We start from the raw sequence: 19,050 nt of genomic DNA on the forward strand, positions 1-19,050 counted from the left end.
TTCTTACGCCTTTTGTGTACCTAAATCTGCAAGTACATCTAAAATTTCTTTGTAGAACTCTTCACGCGTACCACCGCGATGAATTTCTTTATATAGCTCACCATCTTGAATGAATAAAATACGCTGACAGTAACTTGCACTATATGGATCATGCGTAACCATCATAATCGATACGCCTTGATCTTTATTTAAGTTTGTCATCGCATCAAGTAAACTCGTTGCATTTTTAGAATCAAGCGCTCCTGTTGGCTCGTCCCCTAAAATAATTGCCGGCTCATGCACAAGTGCACGCGCTGCTGCTGAACGTTGTTTCTGTCCACCAGATACTTCAGATGGATACTTTTGAAGAATTTCTGTAATCCCTAACATACCCGCTACTTTTTCTACTTTCGGTCCAATATTACGTGATGCGACACCTTGAAGAGAAAGTGGAAGTGCAATGTTTTCATAAATAGATAAGTTCTCTAATAAGTTAAAGTCTTGGAAGATGAATCCTAACTTTTGTGAACGGAAATCAGAAAGCTCACCTTGTTTCATTTTCGTAATATCTGTACCCGCAATTTCAACAACGCCGCCCGTTGCTTTATCAAGCGTTGAAATTACATTTAATAATGTCGTTTTACCAGAACCAGATGGTCCCATAATCCCAACAAACTCACCCTCTTGAATTGAGAATGAAACACCTTTTAACGCGTGTGATTGGTTCTCACCTTTTTTACCGTACACTTTTTGAACGTTTTTCACGTCTACAACTGGTTTCGTCATATATATCCTCCTACGCTTGTTTTTCCATTACCTATTTTGCGCCTTTTGGAGGTGAACTGCTATTTGTTAACATTACAATTACCTTACACTTTTGTAATATAAAGAAGGTGGGCGTGTAAGTTTGGCTTTTCATACTAGTTCGCATTTCGGCATAGTAAATCGGTAAATGAAATTATATCGGCGATTTTTCAAATATATCAGCGGTTCTTACACTTTTATCAGCGATTTTTCAAATATATCGGCGATTCTTACACTTTTATCAGCGATTACCAAAATATATCGACTTATCGACAAAAGATGACAATAAAAATAGGCTGTTCCGCGAAAGGAACAGCCCACTGATTAAAGTTTCACTTTATTTCTTTAAAGGTGTTACCGTCCAGTACGTAATAACACGCCAAACCCATTCTAATGGACCCATTTTAAAGATTTTCATCCAAATTACACTAAACACAATTTGAATTGCATAAATTGCGATACATACATATAGCGTCTGCATGTATGTTAAGTTACCTGCAAAGTTAAATACACTACCAGCGATTAAAATCATTGCCGTTTGTCCGATATAATTTGTTAAAGCCATACGACCGTAGTATTTCAATGGTGCTAATAATGTTTGAACTGGTTTTAACTGAAGTAATAAAATTAATGCTCCTACATAGAAAGCTGAAATAATTGGTCCAACAGTAATACCAATTTTTAGAAAATGGCTTGCAGCATCCATTGTTCCATCTTCATTCATCAATATCATATTTACAAATGGGCCAGCAGGCACGTGTCCATATTGATACCATACAGCTGCCACACTTAAAACAAACATAATGCCTGTAAAAATAGCGACTTGCTTTATGTTTTTTGAAAGATTTTCAAATACACGATATTGTCCTGCAGCAAGACCTAATAAAATTAAACCAAGTGGTAATAGTTCTTTAACACCCATTATACTAAAGGCTATTGTCAAAATAAGACCAATTACTAAGTTCGCTTGTTTTTTCGCTTTATAAAACGGTAAAACGATTAATCCGCAAATTGCATATAACGTTAACGCTTCTCCAGGCTGAAACATGTAATGAATCAAACCAAAAATAAATAATGCAACTACGCGGCGGAAAATTAGAACATATCCATTTTTCCCTTTCGCAATCGCTCTTGTAATGAAGATATAGAATCCCACTCCAAATAAGAATGAGAAAATTGAGAAGAAACGACCTTCTACAAATAAGTATAGAAACCTTTGATAGCTAGCATCTACTGTATTAGGATCTGGAGTTTTAATATTAAGTAGCGCTAGAATATTTACTAAAATAATCCCCAGTAATGCGAAGCTACGAATGTAATCTAACTCATCAATTCGTTTGTTTGTAATATTGTTCCCCATAAGCAACTCCTTGTCCAAAATTTAATCCTCCCTTACTCTACTGGAAAAGGACAATTACAACTATCGGCAAACCTTACAGAAATCTTACATTATTGTCATATAGCAAAATAAAACCAGGTCATATTTCGACCTGGTTTACTCTGATTGTTTTGATTTTTGAGGTTGTCCTTTTTTACTATTACGCTGTTTTACTTGAACAATGGGATCAAGTTCATTCGAAAACTCAGCGTTATGTCCATTTTGTGTTTTTTGCTCTGGATTATTTTGATCTGAACGTTTCGCCATTACATTCACTCCTTCTTAGTGCGGTGTAATAATCATTTGATGTTGCAATTGGCGAATTGCCATGCGTGCTCTATTTAGCTGCTCACGTTGCTCATCATTCGCATGTTGTTGCATCGTTTGTAAATCGTTATATGCTTGTTCTAATTGTAACTGCGCATCTGAATACTCCATCGTATTGTAATGCTCTTGTCTCATGCCTTGGTCTAATTGTTCTTTCGCATATTCCACAGCTTGTTCCGCTTGTGTAATATACGATTCAAGTGATTGACGCTCTGCCATAATTGTCCCTCCTTGCTTCAATTCCCCTTTAGTGTGTCCCTTCCATCTCCACCTTATGAGTATGTTATAATGGATTTTGTTTCATTTTGACTCGGCTTAGGAGGGAAAGTAATGAAGGTTCAAAACCCTTTTCCATATACAAACGACAATAAACGTTATCATACATGGAATTACCATTTACGAAATGAATTTGGTGAAAAAATCTTTAAAGTCTCATTAGATGCTGGCTTCGATTGTCCGAATCGTGACGGTACAGTTGCTTACGGCGGTTGTACATTTTGCAGTGCCGCTGGATCTGGTGACTTCGCCGGTGATCGCCGCGATGATGTTATAACGCAATATCATGAAATGAAAGAAAAAATGCGCTCTAAGTGGAAAGATGGAAAATGTATCGCTTATTTCCAAGCGTACACAAATACACATGCACCACTTGAAGTGTTAAAAGAAAAATTCGAACCGCTTCTAGCAGAAAAAGACGTTGTCGGTCTTTCTATCGCAACTCGTCCAGATTGTTTACCAGATGATGTTGTTGAATATTTAGCGGACTTAAATAAACGCACATACCTTTGGGTTGAACTCGGTTTACAAACTGTTCACGAACGAACTGCAAACCTTATTAATCGCGCTCACGATTATCCGTCTTACGTGGAAGGCGTAAATAAATTACGTAAGCACGGCATTAAAGTTTGCTCTCATATTATTAACGGTCTTCCACTTGAAGATTACGACATGATGATGGAAACAGCTCGTGAAGTAGCGAAACTTGATGTACAAGGAATTAAAATCCACTTACTTCACTTATTAAAAGGAACGCCAATGGTGAAGCAATATGAAAAAGGACAACTCGAATTCCTTTCTCTTGAGGATTACGTAAGTCTCGTTGTTGACCAACTTGAAATTATTCCAGAAGACGTAATTGTGCACCGTATCACAGGTGACGGCCCACCTGATTTAATGATTGGTCCAATGTGGAGCTTAAATAAATGGGAAGTATTAAATTCCATCGATGCAGAATTTGTACGCCGCGGAAGCTGGCAAGGAAAATATGCAAATGAGGAGAAACAACAATGAAATTAGAACGTGTATTACCGTTTGCTCGCACACTGCTGCAAACGGCTGTTAAAGAAGGCGACTACGCTGTAGATGCAACACTTGGAAATGGTCATGACACTTGCTTCCTAGCTGAAATTGTTGGGGATAGCGGAAAAGTATTTGGATTTGATATTCAAAAAGAAGCAATTGAAAGCTCAACAACTCGTCTAAAAGAAAAAGAACTTTTTGAACGTACTGTTTTAGTTCACGATAGTCACGATACACTTCTATCCGTACTACCAGAAGACGCAAAAGGAAAAGTAACAGGCGCTATCTTCAACTTAGGTTACCTTCCTGGCGGTGACAAGCATATCGTTACAAAACCGAACTCAACAATTTCGGCAATTGAACAATTACTAGAAGTAATGGCACCTGAAGGAATCATCGTCCTCGTCATTTACCACGGACACCCAGAAGGACAAGTAGAACGCGACGCTGTTCTCAAATTTGCAGAAGAGCTAGACCAAAAACAAGCTCACGTACTGCGATATGGCTTCATTAACCAGCAAAATAACCCGCCATTTATTGTGGCGATTGAGAAACGATAAAGTGAAACTTTAATCAATGGGGGGAATCCCCTACTGATTATTAGTTGAACCAATCGGGCATTTATGGGCAGTTTATCCCCCACCTAACTTCTTTGCTCCAACTGAATTTTAAGGTGGGAGTTTTACTGCCCGTTAATGCGGGGTAATATATCAACGATTTTTTCGATATATCGACGATTCGACAAAACATAACAAAAAAAGACGTGCACTCATTGCACGTCTTTTTGTTATTCTCCTATATAATGGATATATACACTATTTAAAGAAAGAAGGATAGAACTTTGCTAGTAGAACTAAGGGGAATTCAAAAGAAGTATGGAAAATCGCTTATACTAGACAACATTGATTTATCCATTCCAGAAGGAGAAGCACTCGCTATTGTTGGCGGGAACGGGACTGGAAAAAGTACTCTACTCAAAATAATTGCAGGCTTTATTTCACCTACGGCAGGGACAATTCAAAGGAAAGAACATATACAAATCGGTTATGTACCTGAACATTTTCCTGAAGGAATTCGTTTTACATTAGAGGATTATCTATTTCATCTCGGCCACATTCACGGTTTATCAACAAAATATGTAAAAGATAAAATTCCGCTGCTTCTTCAATCTTTTCACCTACATCATGCAAGGCATTCCGTTGTACGAAACTTTTCAAAAGGCATGAAACAAAAAACAGGCATTATGCAAGCATTACTTACGGACGTACATTTATTAATTTTAGACGAACCTCTTTCTGGGCTCGATCCGAACTCTCAACAAGAACTAGAACATATTTTACTATCATTAAAACAACAAGGTATATCTATACTCTTCACATGTCATGAAAAACAACTATTAGAAAACTTCGCCGATAGAATTGTGACGTTAACAAATCATACAATTGCAGAAAATATCTCTGCACAAAAAGGAGCAGAACAAGTCTATATTGAGGCAATCGTTCACGAAACATTCTCAGCGATAGAACTACAAAAGCAATCCGGTTTTATACACGTTGCACACAATGCAAATCAAAATCTTATTCAATTACAAATCGAAAAAGAATATACAAACGAAATGCTTCAGTTTTTATTACATAAAAAAGCATCTATCACACTGCTACAACCTAACTTTTAAATCGAAAGAAGGTTTATTATGTTCGCGCTTATTCGTTACCATTTTCTCGACTATACAAAATCGTATAAGTACATCCCTCCTATTGCGATGTACTTTGTGAGCTTGCTTTTTGTATATACATATAAACCGACTCCTATTGTACCGACATATTTAGAAACAGCACTCGCACTTTATTTATTATCTGCCTGGATTACGGTCACAATTTTTCATACTGAAGACCCTGTACAAGAACAAATTACTATTTCTCACACAAATAATATTTCCGCACTATATGTGGGTAAATATATTACGGCTCTTCTCATTTGTACTGTATTATCTTTTATATCCGTAATCTATCCAATTATTTTGCAAATGTTTAATGAAAAAATGACAGTTTCTTTATTTCTAGTCGGATTTCTCTCTCACATGTCTTTCTCTATACTAGGAATTTCAATCGCAACATTATTTACTAGAAATATGATTCAAAAAGCAGGCACTGCTTGGCTTAGCCTTACCTTTATATTGCTTATAACGATCGCATCTATCCGGTTTAAAAAAGAGTTATTATGGTTTTTACCACCTGTCGAAAGCTTTCTAATGCTTGGCCAATACAAATATAATATACTGACTCACACACTATGGCTCACAGCTTGGGCTATCGTATATTCATTTTTATTATTTACCTTATTTCTTTTTATCGTTCGCAAAAAACGTTTTTAATTACATATTAAAGGAGACGAGACAATGATCGGAATACTAGCAGGAATGGGGCCAAAATCAACCGGACCATTCGTCGATACAGTTGTAGCAGAATGCCAAACAATATACGGAGCAAAGCATGATATGGACATTCCTCATATGATGATCTATTCGTGCCCAACACCGTTTTACATAGATCGCCCTATTGATCACGAAGCGATGAAAAAAGCGATTATTGAAGGAGCACAAAAACTTGAAAGTACTGGCGCAAGCTTTATCGCTATGCCGTGCAATACGGCACATCTTTATTTTAAAGAATTACAGCGTTCTCTTTCTATCCCGATTTTAAATATAGTTGACGAAACGTTAAAAGCAATTCCTGAAACTGCAAAAAGAGTCGCTCTTCTTGCAACGGAAGCGACAGTTCAAGCTGGTATTTATCAAGACGGGATTGCAAAGCGGAATATAGAATACATTCATTATGAAAAATGGCAAACGATGATTAATCAAATTATTACGTATATTAAAAGCGGAAAAGTTGAAGAAGCTCACAAATTATGGAGCGCACTCGTTGTGCAATTGAAGGATGAAGTAGATAACGCAATTATCGCATGTACTGATTTGAATGTTGTGGCTAGTGAGGATTTTGTTGATTCTTCTCAATGTCTTGCGAAAGCGGTTGTTAGGATGTACTTATCAAATATAAAGAGATCTTCATAAACATAAAAAACACTCCTTCTAAAATGTGTTTTCTGTTTAATAAAAATCCCACAAACTTTTAACTTTCTTCACAATTCTTTCAAAGTAATCACACTTAATCTCGCTATATTAAATACGTAGTTATTCATATAGGGAAGGTTAGGGGAACTGAAAGTATGAAAGTAAATCGTTCGCTTCATTACATTTTTTGGCGTTGGCATTTTTATGCTGGACTTTTTATTACACCGCTTCTTATTACGTTGTCACTGAGCGGAATTGGGTATTTATTTCGGGAAGAGGTTGAAGATTTCATCTATAAAGATTTATATTTTGGGAAGAGCGCCCAAACAGAATCTATTTCGATGTCTGATTCTATTTCCTTAACCGAGAAAAAATATCCACATTATAGTGTGGCGAAAATTAGTGAGTTTAATGGGGATTATAATACGAGGCTTACGATTGCAAATGAATATACGGGGCAACAAAAGTATGTATATTTAGATAGCAATAATCAAATTGTCGGAGATCAAAACGCAAGTGAAACGTTTGCGAATATAATGAGGGAATTACATAGTTCTCTTTTAATCGGTGGCACTGTCGTCAACTATACTGTAGAACTCGCGGCATGCTGGACAATCTTTTTAATCGTAACCGGATTGTACATGAGTATACGACAGTTCAAAAACACACCATCATCCAATAAGCGAGAAAAAGCAAAAAGACGTCATTCTATTATCGGTATTATATTTACAATTCCACTCGTTTTGTTAGTCGCATCTGGATTGCCATGGTCAGGATTTATGGGTAACCAAATTTATAAAATTGCATCGTCGAATGAATCGATTGGATATCCAAAGTTGTATATGGCACCGCCTGAATCAAAGGTAAAAGAATTGCCATGGGCAACAAGAAAAGAAGCTCCTCCTGAATCGAATTCGAGTAAGCCAAAAACAATTTCTGTCGATGAATTACAAAAAGGAATTGAAATAAAGAAGCCATACGTTATCTCACTACCAGCTGATCCGAAAGGTGTATTCACTGTTTCGAAATCGAGCGGTTCTGGTATTACAGGTATGCATGTTGCACCAAATGAAGAGATAACAGCTTACTTTGACCAATATAGCGGAAAGCTTATTTCCAAAACGGACTATCGTGATTATGGATTACTTGCACAATGGTTCACTTACGGCATCCCGCTTCATGAAGGACATTTATTTGGATGGCCAAATAAAATATTATGCTTACTAACGACATTATCTCTACTACTTCTTATTTATTACGGAGTAAAAATGTGGTTAGCAAGAAAGCCGAAAGGAAAATTAGCAGCACCTCCAAAACAAAGAGATAAGAAGAGCATAATCGTTTTCTTTATCATGATGGTTATACTAGGCGCTATCATGCCTTTATTCGGACTATCTGTATTAGTGATTTTTGCGATTGAACTTCTTATATATGTATTTTTAAAAATACGATCATAATGAAAAAAAACCACTCTACAGAGTGGTTTTCTTCATCACTGCGCTGTTTTCTTTCGGTACATCTTCCCATTCCAATAGAAGAATCGTGAAGTGAGGCCTCCGTACTTTACAATGCGCCGTGCCATTTTGTGCATATTCTTTTGTGCTGATACTTTTTGATCTGATAAATAAATACCAAGTAACCCTCGGCTTATGAGACGATGAAACTTCGCATGAGGCAAATCACCAATGCTCTTCTCTGCTTCTTCTACAAAATGTTTCATACGATCTAATATCGCTTGCTCGTTTTCGTAATAACTACAGAAATTCAAATCTCCGCCTATACGGTCTTCTTCTTGATCAATGAAATAATCCAGCAAAATATGAAGTCCTTGTACGTAAGGGAAGTATCCTTGTCTAATTTTCGCAATATCTTCATCATGTAATTCATCATGAAATGCATATGCGACAAGACAGAAAATCCCAAGTGTAGAACCGGCACATGCTGAAAATTCAAACCAACTCATCTCAGGTAAGTTTTCTTTATGTGCTTCAAACCAATTTTTCAGGCGCGGCTCTCTTTCTTCTAATTTCACGTGTTTATGAATTTGCAAATCACAATAATAACAAGCAAGTTCATGAAGAACAGGAGCAATTTTGTCATAGTGCTTCGTTTTCTTTAAAACATCTTGGCATGTTTCAACAAGTTCATCTAAATAACCACCATCATCTTGATCATCACGATAACGATAATAATTACCGCCGCCTTCTACTTCAGGTGATAATGCCATTAACATCGATTCATGCAGTGCGGCAAAATCATTTGGATCAAGTGATGTACTGCGATCACATAAATTATCTAAATAGTCGCTGATCGTTTGATACGCTACGATAAAACGAATACATTCTTCTCGGTGTTCATTTGCTAGCAGAGCTAAAATGCCACCGCCCTCACAATGAAACGTTTTATGCTCAATACTTGCGATTGCCTGACTATGAAGCTCATCGTTCGGAATATGGTAGGCACGCTCTTTCCACATCGCTAGCTCATGGTGTACAACCGGAAACACATCACGGTATACTTTCGCCATGAGCGTTATGGGATTACTCGGTACGTTCACTTCTTCCTTCATCTCCTCTATTAAATGTACAAATAATGATTTATTTGTTTGTTTTTACTATATTATTGACATGCATTTCAGTAAATGACTGAATATAACTCAAAATTTCATCACGCTCATACTCATTTAATAGCTCGTGATAACAATTCGGCCATTCTTTAAAAGCCTTATCACTTATTTTAACATTATCAAACCAAGTGCGGACACGTGTTTTATCTACAAGTTTATCCTCACAAGCTTGCATTAGCAAGAGCGGAACATCTGGAAAATCATCTATTTTTTTATGAGCAATTTCGATAGACTTAATCAATTCACTATACCAACGTACTGATACTTTGCGCAAGAACAAAGAATCATTCTCCATTGCATCTCTCACTTCATGGTTACGTGTTGACATTTCCACCGTAAGATTCGTTGCAAATTGCAATTTTGGAGCCACAACATTTAATATTTTTGAAGCAAATTGAAGCGGAGCAGAGGGTCCAGTCACTACCCCTAAACAAGGCGAACTCAAAATAATACCCTCTACATCTTCTCTCTTCGTTTCTTGCATCATACGAATGACAATAAGACCACCCATACTATGACCGAATAGAAAAATAGGTAACCTATACTTTCTTGCTTCTTTCACCCATAATTTAACTTCCTCTATGTATTCATCAAATGAATCAATATGTCCTCTATTTCTTGAAGTCGTTCCATGTGACGGAAGATCCCCCATCACGACGTGGTAGCCGATATGATTCCACATTTCCGCAACGGCTTCGTAACGTCCGTGATATTCCATTGCGCCGTGCACAATAACAATGACAGCCTTTGCTTCCTCCGCTTCATAATTCCACATACGGCTCTCCTCCATTTCACTCTTTCTCATAATTTGATACACTAAAACTAGTCTCTAGGAAAGGAAGACTTTACATGATATATCCTTACAAAGAAAAAAATCCGAAAATTGCGAGTAGTGCTTTTATCGCTGACTATGTTACGATTACAGGCGATGTTTCCGTTGGCGAGGAATCAAGTATTTGGTTTAATACAGTCATCCGTGGTGATGTATCACCGACAATCATTGGAGACCGAGTAAATGTACAAGACCAATGTACACTTCACCAAAGCCCGCAGTATCCTCTTATTTTAGAAGACGACGTAACAATTGGGCATCAAGTCATTTTACATAGTTGCCATATTAAGAAAGATGCTTTAATTGGAATGGGATCTATTATATTAGATGGTGCTGAAATTGGCGAAGGAGCTTTTATCGGCGCTGGAAGCCTCGTTTCACAAGGAAAGAAAATTCCACCAAACACGTTAGCTTTCGGTCGTCCCGCGAAAGTCATTCGTGAATTAACAGAAGAAGACCGTAAAGATATGGAGCGTATTCGCACGCAATACGTTGAAAAAGGTCAATATTATAAATCATTACAGAAGTAAATTTCCGCTGCCATAAGATTGGCAGCTTTTTTTATATAAAATCTAACTTTTTCTTTACAAAACATTATTACTCCCTCAACAAAATCTTATTAAAATAAAAGCTAATATCTCCATATATATGTAGATGAGGGAGGAGAATTTTCATGAAGGTCAGTGGATTATATAAAATAGAATGTTACATTTTCAGAGGAATTAACCGCTACTTTGATCAAAAAACATTAAATATCTTTTTCAGCAATATTACTCATATCGGTGGCGCGACTTTCTCCATCGCACTCACACTTTTCTTTTTAATTTTCGCAAAGGGAACTTTGCATCAAGCTGCAATTGCAACTGCTATTTCGTTAGCAATTAGCCATATTCCTGTGCAAATATTAAAAAGGTGGTATCCGCGAAAACGTCCTTATTTAACAATTCAGGATGCAAAATATCCAGTCCATCCATTAAAAGACCACTCTTTCCCGTCTGGTCATACAACAGCCGTTTTCTCTGTCTTCATTCCATTTATTTGCTATAATCCAAGCTTACTTGCTTTCCTATTACCGTTAGCATTATGCGTCGGTATTTCACGTATTTATTTAGGACTTCACTATCCGTCAGATGTATTCGTCGGTATGTGCCTTGGCACTTGCTCTGGCATCATCTCTTTTTATCAATTCATCCCACTTTTCACATAAAGGAGTGATATGATGAGAGTCGCCATTTTTACCGATACTTTTACGCCACAAGTTAACGGGGTTGCGAAAACGTTAGAGCGATTAACACAATATTTTCAGAAAGAACAGATCGCCTATTCTGTTTTCGCCCCTCAGCATACAGCTGAAGATAATTTTGTAGCGAATGTGAATAAGATGAGAAGTATCCCGTTAACAATATTATATCCAGAATGTCGTTTTTCTTTTCCTACTCCGCGCATTAAACGGGAACTACTTTCCTTTAAACCTGACATTATTCACATTGCCACACCTTTCAACATGGGACTTTGTGGATTGTATTATGCAAAAAAGTTAAACATCCCAGTTGTCGGTTCTTATCATACTGATTTCGATGCCTATTTACGTTATTACAAAATCGAATTCCTCTCCAATATGCTGTGGAACTATTTAAAATGGTTTCATAGTCATATGCAAAAAAATTTTGTACCTTCCTTTGAAACATTACATCAATTAAAAAACAAAGGCTTTCAGACCCTCTCTATATGGGGACGTGGTGTAGATTGCACACTCTTTCATCCTGCTTACAATACAGACCTATTCCGAAAAAAATATAATATTACAGCGAAGTATGTCCTTTCCTATGTTGGACGAATTGCTCCTGAAAAAGATATTGATACGCTGCAACACCTTATCGTTAAAACAGCACATACTCGAAACGATATTCATTGGCTCATTGCAGGAGATGGTCCTCTAGCAACAAGTTTACGTGAAGCTGTTCCGAAAACAAATATCACTTTTACTGGCTATTTACAAAGTGCAGATTTAGCTGAAGCATATGCTTGTTCTAACATAATGGTGTTTCCATCAGCTACTGAAACATTCGGAAATGTCGTACTTGAATCACTCGCATGCGGTACACCTGTCATTGGTGCAAATAGTGGCGGGGTTAAAAATATTATTACAGATGGAAAAACGGGAGTTCTTTGTCCGCCTAAAAATGAAGATGCATTTCTATCATCCATTTATTTTTTATTACAAAATGCAGAAAAACTTGAGCAGATGGGAATAGCAGCTTCATCTTTTGCGAAATCAAAGAGCTGGGATGAGATCTTTCGTGGCTTGCTTAACCAATATGAAGAAGTCCTTCAGCATAACGCATCAGAGTTGCTTGCTTAAATAGAAAAACTCCCTTCAAAAAACGAAGGGAGTTTATTACATGGTCATAAATTTTAGTTTAATAAATGATACATAAGGTTAAGCATTGTTTTATTTCTATATTAATTATACCAAAAATAAACATAACTAAACAGACTTGTAATAAAAACCCATAAAAATTAATATATGGTTATACAGTATTTTAACTGTATAATGATTTTAAAAATTCCCTTTAAAATCAACTTACTCACATACCTTTATACAGCAATTGTTCCCCAATTCTGTATATCAAAAAACCTTTCATTCATTTGAAAGGTCTTTTTGAGCCTGCACATATTCTTCTTTCGTATTTACATTTATAAACCAATCCGCATTCGCTTGTACATCTTCTCCAGAAACATATTTCACATTACATTGTGATAAAAGCTGGCCCACACTTCTTTTTTCTTCCTGAAGTAAAGCATAAATCTTTTCTTTCACGCGGTTGTGATACGCTGCAAGTAACGGTTGTTTTCTTCCATTAATAATAGGTACAACCGCATCATATTCATTGCTCGTTTGCTCTAATAAAATGGTAAACCATTCATGCGAAACATTTGGCGCATCGCAAGGCATAATAGCGTACCAATCTGCTTCTATGTATTCCATACCTGATACAATGCCGGCCAGCGGTCCATTCCCTTTATAGTGCGGGATATCCTCTATAACAGGAACTTGTACGAATTGCTCTACTCGCTCTTTTATATCAGTACGGCTAATTACTACAATGTCTTGCAAAGTATTTCCCATCACTTTCACAATATGCTCAACAAAAGTAGTTCCCTTCCAAATTGCTAACGCTTTCGGCTCACCAAACCTACTCGACATACCACCCGCTAATACAATCCCAGCACACTTACTCATTGGCGATGCAGCTCAAATGTAATATGGCCTAATTCCGGTAAAATTAATTTATTCATCGCAAGTCGAACCGCTCCGCTAGACCCTGGCATCGAGAAGACTACTTTGCGCCCAATTGTACCACCAATCGCTCTACTTAACATTGCGCTGCTTCCGATATCTTCTAAATAACTAATCATACGGAACAGCTCACCAAATCCAACAATTTCTTTATCTAATAACGCTGATACTGCTTCAATTGTGACATCGCGTTTCGTAATACCAGTACCGCCATTTGTTAATACAACATCTACATCTTCCTTATGATAACCAGCTAACACTGCTTGCTGAATACTTTCTTTATCATCTTTTACAATTTCATAAGAAGTTACTTTATGTCCTGCTTCTTTTAACAATTCATGTAATAGTTGTCCGCTCTTATCTGTTTCTTCCGTACGTGTATCGGAAATCGTAACAATCTTGCAACGCACTTCTTTTGGAGCTTGTTTTTTATGTTCAGTTACACTCATTTTTTATCTTTCCTTTCTTAAAGACTTTTCTTCATTTTATCATACATACCTTTACACAATTATGCATGAAACCAATCATGCGCCATGATACAATATAAGTATGCTAACCCACAAAAAGGAAAGTGCACTTTCTTATACTCCTAGACTACACATCTTTAGCTACTCTTTATATTTTCTACATAATAGAATTCAATTTTAAAACTTGTACTAAAAAATAAATTGGAGGTCTACATAGTATGGAACTTTATAAAAAATTAACAACAACATTTATCCTCTTATTCATCGCTTCAATCACTGTCGGCTTTTCCTTAAAAGGTGCAATTCCATACGCTACATTAGTAAGTATTATATTCGCGACACTATTTTTACTAAGTAGTGCCTTTTGCGCAAGTAAAGCACGTCAAATGAAAGGTTGATTACATATGTTCAAAAAGAAATCAATCTTTTGTAAATCATGTAAAACAGAAATACAAACGTATGAAAAAGCGTGGATTCATATGCCCATTCCGGCGAATGGCATGACGAATATGAAAAAGTATATTGAATTAGAAGGACAAATTTATTGTAGTTCGTGTGTTGAGATAATGAACAAAAACCAATAAATACAAAAGGGGTGTTTACATTGTTTGAATCAAACCGTATCCAGTTACGAAAGTTTTCCGAAGATGATATTCTAACATATTATAAATGGCATAATGATGTAGACGTTATGAGTTCAACTACACTCACTCTTGATAAATATTCCTTTCAAGACACAGAAAAACTTTGCCAGCAATTTATTCATTCTTCGAACTCTAAGAGCTATATCATTGAAGAAAAAGCTACGCATCTTCCAATTGGTATTACTTCTTTAATTCATATTGATTCGTATAATCGAAACGCTGAATGCATTATTGATATTGGTAAAAAGGATTACTGGGGGCAAGGTTATGGGCAGGAAGCTTTAACCCTATTATTGGATTATGCATTTTTAGAATTAAATTTACATCGCCTTTCTTTACGAGTATTTTCTTTTAACGATAGAGCAGTTAAATTATATAAATCACTTGGTTTTCAACATGAAGGAACTTGTAAAGAAGCTATATTCCGCAACGGCACTTGGCATGACATTGAACTCTTCGCTTTATTCCAACGTAATTATAAATAAAAAAAGCTTTGCGCTCACCGCGCAAAGCTTTTTTTCATATATTATAGACCAGCTTGCTCTTTTAAAGCTGCAGCTTTGTCTGTACGTTCCCATGATAGATCTACATCAGTACGTCCGAAGTGGCCGTAAGCTGCTGTTTGTTTGTAAATTGGGCGACGTAAGTCTAGCATTTTAATAATACCAGCTGGGCGAAGATCGAAGTTGTTACGAACTAGTTCTACTAGTACGTCTTCAGATACTTTACCAGTGCCGAATGTATCAACTGAAATTGATACTGGTTGTGCTACACCGATTGCGTATGCAAGTTGTACTTCTGCTTTTTCAGCAAGACCAGCTGCTACGATGTTTTTCGCAACATAACGAGCTGCATATGCTGCAGAACGGTCAACTTTCGTTGCATCTTTACCAGAGAATGCACCGCCACCGTGGCGAGCGTATCCACCATAAGTATCAACGATGATTTTACGTCCTGTTAAACCAGCATCACCTTGTGGTCCACCAATTACGAAGCGGCCAGTTGGATTAATGAAGAATTTCGTTTCTCCATCCATTAATTCTGCTGGTACTACAGCTTTAATTACGTGCTCTTTTAAATCGCGATCGATTTCTTCCCATGTAACATCTGGGTGATGTTGTGTAGAAATTACGATAGTATCAACACGTACTGGTTTACCATTTTCATCATACTCAACTGTAACTTGCGTTTTTCCATCTGGACGTAAGTATGATAATGTATCATCTTTACGTACTTCAGTTAAACGGCGAGCTAATTTGTGAGCAAGCGAGATTGGAAGTGGCATTAATTCTTGTGTTTCATTACATGCAAAACCAAACATTAAACCTTGGTCTCCTGCACCAATCGCCTCAATCTCAGCGTCAGTCATTTGACCTTCGCGTGCTTCTAGCGCTTGGTCAACACCCATAGCGATGTCAGCGGACTGCTCATCGATAGATGTTAAAACAGCACAAGTTTCTGCATCGAATCCGTATTTTGCGCGTGTGTAACCAATGCCTTGAATTGTTTCACGAACGATTTTCGGAATATCTACGTAAGTAGAAGTCGTAATTTCCCCCGCTACCAATACTAAACCAGTTGTTACAGTTGTTTCACAAGCTACACGTGCATTTGCGTCTTTTGATAAGATCGCATCTAAAATTGAATCAGAAATTTGGTCACAAATTTTATCTGGATGTCCTTCAGTTACAGACTCAGATGTGAACAGATGACGTTTTTTTGTCATGTGGTAAACCTCCCTACAGTAATTGTATATATTGTACGGAACTCATCCTTAATTTGCCACAAACTGCGACATACATTTATTCTCCCACACAAGCATACAGAAAAACCTTTCCTACTTTACATAGAGGAAAGGTTTAATTTGCTACTTGCATACTGCTTTTTGCCCTTCGCTCTTATCGTTCGAGACCTGTAGCCTCGCACAGGTTTTAGCACCTATTCACCTGCATTTATCAATACAAGTGAGGTTGCTGGGCTTCATCGGGCCTGTCCCTCCGCCAGCTCGGGATAAGAGAGTATCCGTCCCAACCTATACTAAAGAAATGATATTCATTTGTCAATTAATATTCACATTTTCCTGAAAGTTTTTCTCAATACGCCTGAAATGAAATATTAATAGGGAAATAATGCATTCACACAAACAAAAAGAAATAAATAGTATACATTATTTATATAATTGTGTTATACTCTTGTTGGGGATTACGAGAAATATTTCATTAAATGAAAAGGATGGTATATAAATATGAGTACTGTGAATGTCCAAATTGGTTTACACGAATTATTGAACGGAAGCAATGCACAGATTCAACTAAGTGTTCCGCAATTAGTGGAAAAAGTATTAATGCGAAATGAAGGGAAATTAACTTCTACTGGTGCCGTTTCTGCTTCAACAGGAAAATATACAGGACGTTCTCCTAAAGATAAATTTATTGTGAAAGAAGCATCGGTTGCTGACAAAATTGCTTGGGGGGCTGTGAACCAACCGATTTCTGAAGAACATTTTAATAAATTATATACTAAAGTTTTAGAATACTTAAAAGAAAAAGAAGAGTTATTCGTCTTCAAAGGATTTGCAGGCGCTGACCGCAATTACCGCCTACCAATTCAAGTTATTAACGAATATGCATGGCACAATTTATTTGTACATCAATTATTCATTCGTCCAACTGAAGAAGAATTAACGACTCATGAATCAGAGTTCACAATTGTTTCTGCACCGAATTTCAAAGCTGATCCAGCTGTTGACGGTACAAACTCCGAAGCATTCATTATGGTTTCATTCGAAAAACGCATCGTATTAATTGGTGGTACAGAATACGCTGGAGAAATGAAAAAATCAATCTTCTCTATTATGAACTTCTTATTACCTGAACAAGATATTCTTTCTATGCATTGTTCTGCAAACGTAGGTGAAGAAGGCGATGTAGCATTATTCTTCGGTTTATCTGGAACAGGTAAAACAACATTATCTGCTGATCCAAACCGTAAATTAATTGGTGATGATGAGCACGGTTGGTCTGATAACGGTGTATTCAATATTGAAGGCGGTTGCTACGCGAAATGTGTAAACCTTTCTCACGAGAAAGAACCACAAATTTTCGATGCAATCACATTTGGATCTGTTTTAGAAAACGTTATCATTAATGACCAAACGCGTATCGCAGACTATAACGATACTACTTTAACAGAAAATACTCGTGCTGCATACCCTATGCATGCGATCGACAATATCGTACTGCCAAGTGTTGCTGGACACCCAAATACAATCATTTTCTTAACTGCTGATGCATCTGGCGTATTGCCTCCAATCAGTAAGTTATCAAAAGAACAAGCTATGTATCATTTCTTAAGTGGTTACACTAGTAAACTAGCAGGAACAGAGCGCGGTGTTACATCTCCGCAAGCAACATTCTCAACTTGCTTCGGTTCACCATTCTTACCACTTGATGCATCTCGCTATGCTGAAATGCTTGGTGAAAAAATTGAGAAACACGATGCGAAAGTATTCTTAGTAAACACTGGCTGGACTGGTGGCGAATACGGCGTTGGTAAACGTATGAACTTAGGTTACACTCGTGCAATGATTCAAGCTGCATTAAACGGTGAACTTGCGAAAACTGAAACAGCTAAACATGACATCTTCGGTCTTGAAGTTCCACTTCACGTACCAGGTGTACCTGACGAAGTGTTAATGCCTGAACAAACTTGGGCTGATAAAGCTGCTTACAAAGCAAAAGCAATCGAACTTGCAAATGAATTCAAAGCTAACTTCAAAAAGTTCGACAGCGTATCTGAAGACATTATTAACTTAGGCGGTCCAATCGCTTAAATTAAAACTTTCTGTTGAAATAACCCTTTACTCATATGAATAAGTGTCGTGTAACCGTAAAGTTTCGCGTACTCACCGACAAAACCCAATGCGGCTTAACGGTTTATACACACTTACATAAAAAAGAAGCTTACGTGAAAACGTAAGCTTCTTTCTATATCTTCTCTCTTTATCTATGACTTACCTCGATAAATTACAGAAAATTCATTTTATAATCATTCGTTTTCATTTTTTTTATGATACAATTTACATATACAGGAAAGGGTGAGACTTATGAAAAATTTTTCTCGTACAGGAAAAGTTTTATTCGGTTACGGAGCGATCCAACTATTTTGGGGACTTGTGATGCTTAACGTTAATTTATTTCAACATACAAGTGAAACGATAAAATATATTATTCTAATTACCGGAATAATTTGTTGTATTATATCCAACTTTTTTAAAGAACCTCAAAGTCATACTAATACGTAATTTCATGTTAACTTAAT

At 36.8% G+C, this 19,050-nt stretch carries 23 protein-coding genes and 1 riboswitch; of the genes, 14 read left to right on the forward strand and 9 right to left on the reverse strand.

Going from position 1 to position 19,050, the window contains the following annotated elements; genetic code table 11:
* Positions 1 to 3 precede the first annotated feature (3 nt).
* The 4 genes from MHB52_RS24525 to MHB52_RS24540 all read right to left on the reverse strand — a co-directional run bounded on the left by MHB52_RS24525 (position 4) and on the right by MHB52_RS24540 (position 2,707).
* Positions 4 to 765: an ABC transporter ATP-binding protein gene (locus tag MHB52_RS24525; RefSeq protein WP_000165838.1), complete on the reverse strand. Its 762-nt coding sequence runs from the start codon at positions 763 to 765 to the stop codon at positions 4 to 6.
* A 355-nt stretch (positions 766 to 1,120) separates the two neighbouring features.
* Positions 1,121 to 2,143 carry a DUF418 domain-containing protein gene (locus MHB52_RS24530; protein WP_061664596.1) on the reverse strand — a complete coding sequence of 341 codons (1,023 nt, stop codon included), beginning with the start codon at positions 2,141 to 2,143 and terminating at the stop codon, positions 1,121 to 1,123.
* Positions 2,144 to 2,278: 135 nt separating this feature from the next.
* Complete coding sequence (locus MHB52_RS24535; protein ID WP_001129340.1) at positions 2,279 to 2,428, reverse strand: hypothetical protein; 150 nt, start codon at positions 2,426 to 2,428, stop codon at positions 2,279 to 2,281.
* 15 nt (positions 2,429 to 2,443) lie between these two features.
* A complete protein-coding gene (locus MHB52_RS24540) occupies positions 2,444 to 2,707 on the reverse strand; it encodes a YtzC family protein (protein WP_000840869.1) in 264 nt (87 codons plus the stop codon).
* A gap of 111 nt (positions 2,708 to 2,818) precedes the next feature.
* On the opposite strand from MHB52_RS24540, the gene MHB52_RS24545 reads away from it, so the two are divergent.
* The 6 genes from MHB52_RS24545 (at position 2,819) to MHB52_RS24570 (ending at position 8,317) form a co-directional block, all read left to right on the forward strand.
* Positions 2,819 to 3,778 (forward strand): TIGR01212 family radical SAM protein, encoded by a 960-nt coding sequence (locus MHB52_RS24545; protein ID WP_000868030.1) that lies wholly within the window; start codon positions 2,819 to 2,821, stop codon positions 3,776 to 3,778.
* Positions 3,775 to 4,347, forward strand: coding sequence for a class I SAM-dependent methyltransferase (locus MHB52_RS24550; protein WP_000764497.1), 573 nt, complete (start codon positions 3,775 to 3,777; stop codon positions 4,345 to 4,347). The genes MHB52_RS24545 and MHB52_RS24550 overlap by 4 nt, the downstream gene beginning before the upstream one ends.
* 281 nt (positions 4,348 to 4,628) lie before the next feature.
* A complete protein-coding gene (locus MHB52_RS24555; protein ID WP_000959736.1) occupies positions 4,629 to 5,462 on the forward strand; it encodes an ABC transporter ATP-binding protein in 834 nt (277 codons plus the stop codon).
* 18 nt (positions 5,463 to 5,480) lie between these two features.
* Positions 5,481 to 6,161: a hypothetical protein gene (locus tag MHB52_RS24560; protein ID WP_000457744.1), complete on the forward strand. Its 681-nt coding sequence runs from the start codon at positions 5,481 to 5,483 to the stop codon at positions 6,159 to 6,161.
* A 24-nt stretch (positions 6,162 to 6,185) separates the two neighbouring features.
* On the forward strand, positions 6,186 to 6,860 hold the full coding sequence (locus MHB52_RS24565) for an aspartate/glutamate racemase family protein (protein ID WP_061664569.1): 675 nt from the start codon (positions 6,186 to 6,188) through the stop codon (positions 6,858 to 6,860).
* Between the two features lie 155 nt (positions 6,861 to 7,015).
* Complete coding sequence (locus MHB52_RS24570) at positions 7,016 to 8,317, forward strand: PepSY-associated TM helix domain-containing protein (protein ID WP_044796428.1); 1,302 nt, start codon at positions 7,016 to 7,018, stop codon at positions 8,315 to 8,317.
* Positions 8,318 to 8,352: 35 nt separating this feature from the next.
* Here the strand turns inward: MHB52_RS24570 and MHB52_RS24575 are convergent, their stop codons facing one another.
* Entirely contained in the window at positions 8,353 to 9,417 is a 1,065-nt protein-coding gene (locus MHB52_RS24575; RefSeq protein WP_001102461.1) for a tetraprenyl-beta-curcumene synthase family protein, read from the reverse strand.
* A gap of 40 nt (positions 9,418 to 9,457) precedes the next feature.
* Entirely contained in the window at positions 9,458 to 10,261 is an 804-nt protein-coding gene (locus tag MHB52_RS24580; RefSeq protein WP_000267421.1) for an alpha/beta hydrolase, read from the reverse strand.
* 74 nt (positions 10,262 to 10,335) lie between these two features.
* Between MHB52_RS24580 and MHB52_RS24585 the strand changes: the two genes are divergently transcribed.
* The 3 genes from MHB52_RS24585 to MHB52_RS24595 all read left to right on the forward strand — a co-directional run bounded on the left by MHB52_RS24585 (position 10,336) and on the right by MHB52_RS24595 (position 12,680).
* Positions 10,336 to 10,848 carry a gamma carbonic anhydrase gene (locus tag MHB52_RS24585; RefSeq protein ID WP_000640206.1) on the forward strand — a complete coding sequence of 171 codons (513 nt, stop codon included), beginning with the start codon at positions 10,336 to 10,338 and terminating at the stop codon, positions 10,846 to 10,848.
* Positions 10,849 to 10,991: 143 nt separating this feature from the next.
* Positions 10,992 to 11,525 (forward strand): phosphatase PAP2 family protein, encoded by a 534-nt coding sequence (locus MHB52_RS24590; RefSeq protein WP_000868592.1) that lies wholly within the window; start codon positions 10,992 to 10,994, stop codon positions 11,523 to 11,525.
* 12 nt (positions 11,526 to 11,537) lie between these two features.
* The gene (locus MHB52_RS24595) at positions 11,538 to 12,680 is read left to right on the forward strand and encodes a glycosyltransferase family 4 protein (RefSeq protein WP_001261603.1); all 1,143 of its coding nucleotides are present in this window, start codon (positions 11,538 to 11,540) and stop codon (positions 12,678 to 12,680) included.
* Between the two features lie 279 nt (positions 12,681 to 12,959).
* On the opposite strand, the gene MHB52_RS24600 is transcribed toward MHB52_RS24595, so the two are convergent.
* Together MHB52_RS24600 and MHB52_RS24605 are read right to left on the reverse strand one after the other, a co-directional pair.
* Entirely contained in the window at positions 12,960 to 13,562 is a 603-nt protein-coding gene (locus tag MHB52_RS24600) for a molybdenum cofactor guanylyltransferase (RefSeq protein WP_000030832.1), read from the reverse strand.
* The gene (locus MHB52_RS24605) at positions 13,559 to 14,068 is read right to left on the reverse strand and encodes a MogA/MoaB family molybdenum cofactor biosynthesis protein (protein ID WP_000117124.1); all 510 of its coding nucleotides are present in this window, start codon (positions 14,066 to 14,068) and stop codon (positions 13,559 to 13,561) included. The genes MHB52_RS24600 and MHB52_RS24605 overlap by 4 nt, the downstream gene beginning before the upstream one ends.
* Before the next feature lie 236 nt (positions 14,069 to 14,304).
* Between MHB52_RS24605 and MHB52_RS24610 the strand changes: the two genes are divergently transcribed.
* From MHB52_RS24610 to MHB52_RS24620, 3 genes are read left to right on the forward strand one after another with little or no spacing between them, the layout of a single operon-like run.
* Positions 14,305 to 14,484 carry a hypothetical protein gene (locus tag MHB52_RS24610; RefSeq protein WP_000424800.1) on the forward strand — a complete coding sequence of 60 codons (180 nt, stop codon included), beginning with the start codon at positions 14,305 to 14,307 and terminating at the stop codon, positions 14,482 to 14,484.
* A 6-nt stretch (positions 14,485 to 14,490) separates the two neighbouring features.
* Positions 14,491 to 14,670: a hypothetical protein gene (locus tag MHB52_RS24615; RefSeq protein WP_000473618.1), complete on the forward strand. Its 180-nt coding sequence runs from the start codon at positions 14,491 to 14,493 to the stop codon at positions 14,668 to 14,670.
* A 20-nt stretch (positions 14,671 to 14,690) separates the two neighbouring features.
* Positions 14,691 to 15,215 (forward strand): GNAT family N-acetyltransferase, encoded by a 525-nt coding sequence (locus tag MHB52_RS24620; protein WP_000464130.1) that lies wholly within the window; start codon positions 14,691 to 14,693, stop codon positions 15,213 to 15,215.
* A 41-nt stretch (positions 15,216 to 15,256) separates the two neighbouring features.
* On the opposite strand, the gene metK is transcribed toward MHB52_RS24620, so the two are convergent.
* Positions 15,257 to 16,456 (reverse strand): methionine adenosyltransferase, encoded by a 1,200-nt coding sequence (gene metK / locus MHB52_RS24625; protein WP_000163123.1) that lies wholly within the window; start codon positions 16,454 to 16,456, stop codon positions 15,257 to 15,259.
* A 169-nt stretch (positions 16,457 to 16,625) separates the two neighbouring features.
* Positions 16,626 to 16,747: riboswitch (SAM riboswitch) on the reverse strand.
* A gap of 228 nt (positions 16,748 to 16,975) precedes the next feature.
* Between metK and pckA the strand changes: the two genes are divergently transcribed.
* Positions 16,976 to 18,562, forward strand: coding sequence for a phosphoenolpyruvate carboxykinase (ATP) (gene pckA / locus MHB52_RS24630; protein WP_000108802.1), 1,587 nt, complete (start codon positions 16,976 to 16,978; stop codon positions 18,560 to 18,562).
* Positions 18,563 to 18,835: 273 nt separating this feature from the next.
* A complete protein-coding gene (locus tag MHB52_RS24635; protein ID WP_000788126.1) occupies positions 18,836 to 19,033 on the forward strand; it encodes a hypothetical protein in 198 nt (65 codons plus the stop codon).
* The last annotated feature ends 17 nt before the right edge of the window (positions 19,034 to 19,050 follow it).

The organism is Bacillus sp. FSL K6-0073 (genome assembly GCF_038006085.1).
GTDB classification, from domain to species: Bacteria; Bacillota; Bacilli; order Bacillales; family Bacillaceae_G; genus Bacillus_A; species Bacillus_A cereus.

Coding starts and splice junctions, on each gene's coding strand:
- MHB52_RS24525 (WP_000165838.1), bottom strand. CDS start 765: ATGACGAAACCAGTTGTAGACGTGAAAAACGTTCAAAAAGTGTACGGT.
- MHB52_RS24530 (WP_061664596.1), bottom strand. CDS start 2,143: ATGGGGAACAATATTACAAACAAACGAATTGATGAGTTAGATTACATT.
- MHB52_RS24535 (WP_001129340.1), bottom strand. CDS start 2,428: ATGGCGAAACGTTCAGATCAAAATAATCCAGAGCAAAAAACACAAAAT.
- MHB52_RS24540 (WP_000840869.1), bottom strand. CDS start 2,707: ATGGCAGAGCGTCAATCACTTGAATCGTATATTACACAAGCGGAACAA.
- MHB52_RS24545 (WP_000868030.1), top strand. CDS start 2,819: ATGAAGGTTCAAAACCCTTTTCCATATACAAACGACAATAAACGTTAT.
- MHB52_RS24550 (WP_000764497.1), top strand. CDS start 3,775: ATGAAATTAGAACGTGTATTACCGTTTGCTCGCACACTGCTGCAAACG.
- MHB52_RS24560 (WP_000457744.1), top strand. CDS start 5,481: ATGTTCGCGCTTATTCGTTACCATTTTCTCGACTATACAAAATCGTAT.
- MHB52_RS24565 (WP_061664569.1), top strand. CDS start 6,186: ATGATCGGAATACTAGCAGGAATGGGGCCAAAATCAACCGGACCATTC.
- MHB52_RS24570 (WP_044796428.1), top strand. CDS start 7,016: ATGAAAGTAAATCGTTCGCTTCATTACATTTTTTGGCGTTGGCATTTT.
- MHB52_RS24580 (WP_000267421.1), bottom strand. CDS start 10,261: ATGTGGAATTATGAAGCGGAGGAAGCAAAGGCTGTCATTGTTATTGTG.
- MHB52_RS24585 (WP_000640206.1), top strand. CDS start 10,336: ATGATATATCCTTACAAAGAAAAAAATCCGAAAATTGCGAGTAGTGCT.
- MHB52_RS24590 (WP_000868592.1), top strand. CDS start 10,992: ATGAAGGTCAGTGGATTATATAAAATAGAATGTTACATTTTCAGAGGA.
- MHB52_RS24595 (WP_001261603.1), top strand. CDS start 11,538: ATGAGAGTCGCCATTTTTACCGATACTTTTACGCCACAAGTTAACGGG.
- MHB52_RS24600 (WP_000030832.1), bottom strand. CDS start 13,562: ATGAGTAAGTGTGCTGGGATTGTATTAGCGGGTGGTATGTCGAGTAGG.
- MHB52_RS24605 (WP_000117124.1), bottom strand. CDS start 14,068: ATGAGTGTAACTGAACATAAAAAACAAGCTCCAAAAGAAGTGCGTTGC.
- MHB52_RS24610 (WP_000424800.1), top strand. CDS start 14,305: ATGGAACTTTATAAAAAATTAACAACAACATTTATCCTCTTATTCATC.
- MHB52_RS24615 (WP_000473618.1), top strand. CDS start 14,491: ATGTTCAAAAAGAAATCAATCTTTTGTAAATCATGTAAAACAGAAATA.
- metK (WP_000163123.1), bottom strand. CDS start 16,456: ATGACAAAAAAACGTCATCTGTTCACATCTGAGTCTGTAACTGAAGGA.
- pckA (WP_000108802.1), top strand. CDS start 16,976: ATGAGTACTGTGAATGTCCAAATTGGTTTACACGAATTATTGAACGGA.
- MHB52_RS24635 (WP_000788126.1), top strand. CDS start 18,836: ATGAAAAATTTTTCTCGTACAGGAAAAGTTTTATTCGGTTACGGAGCG.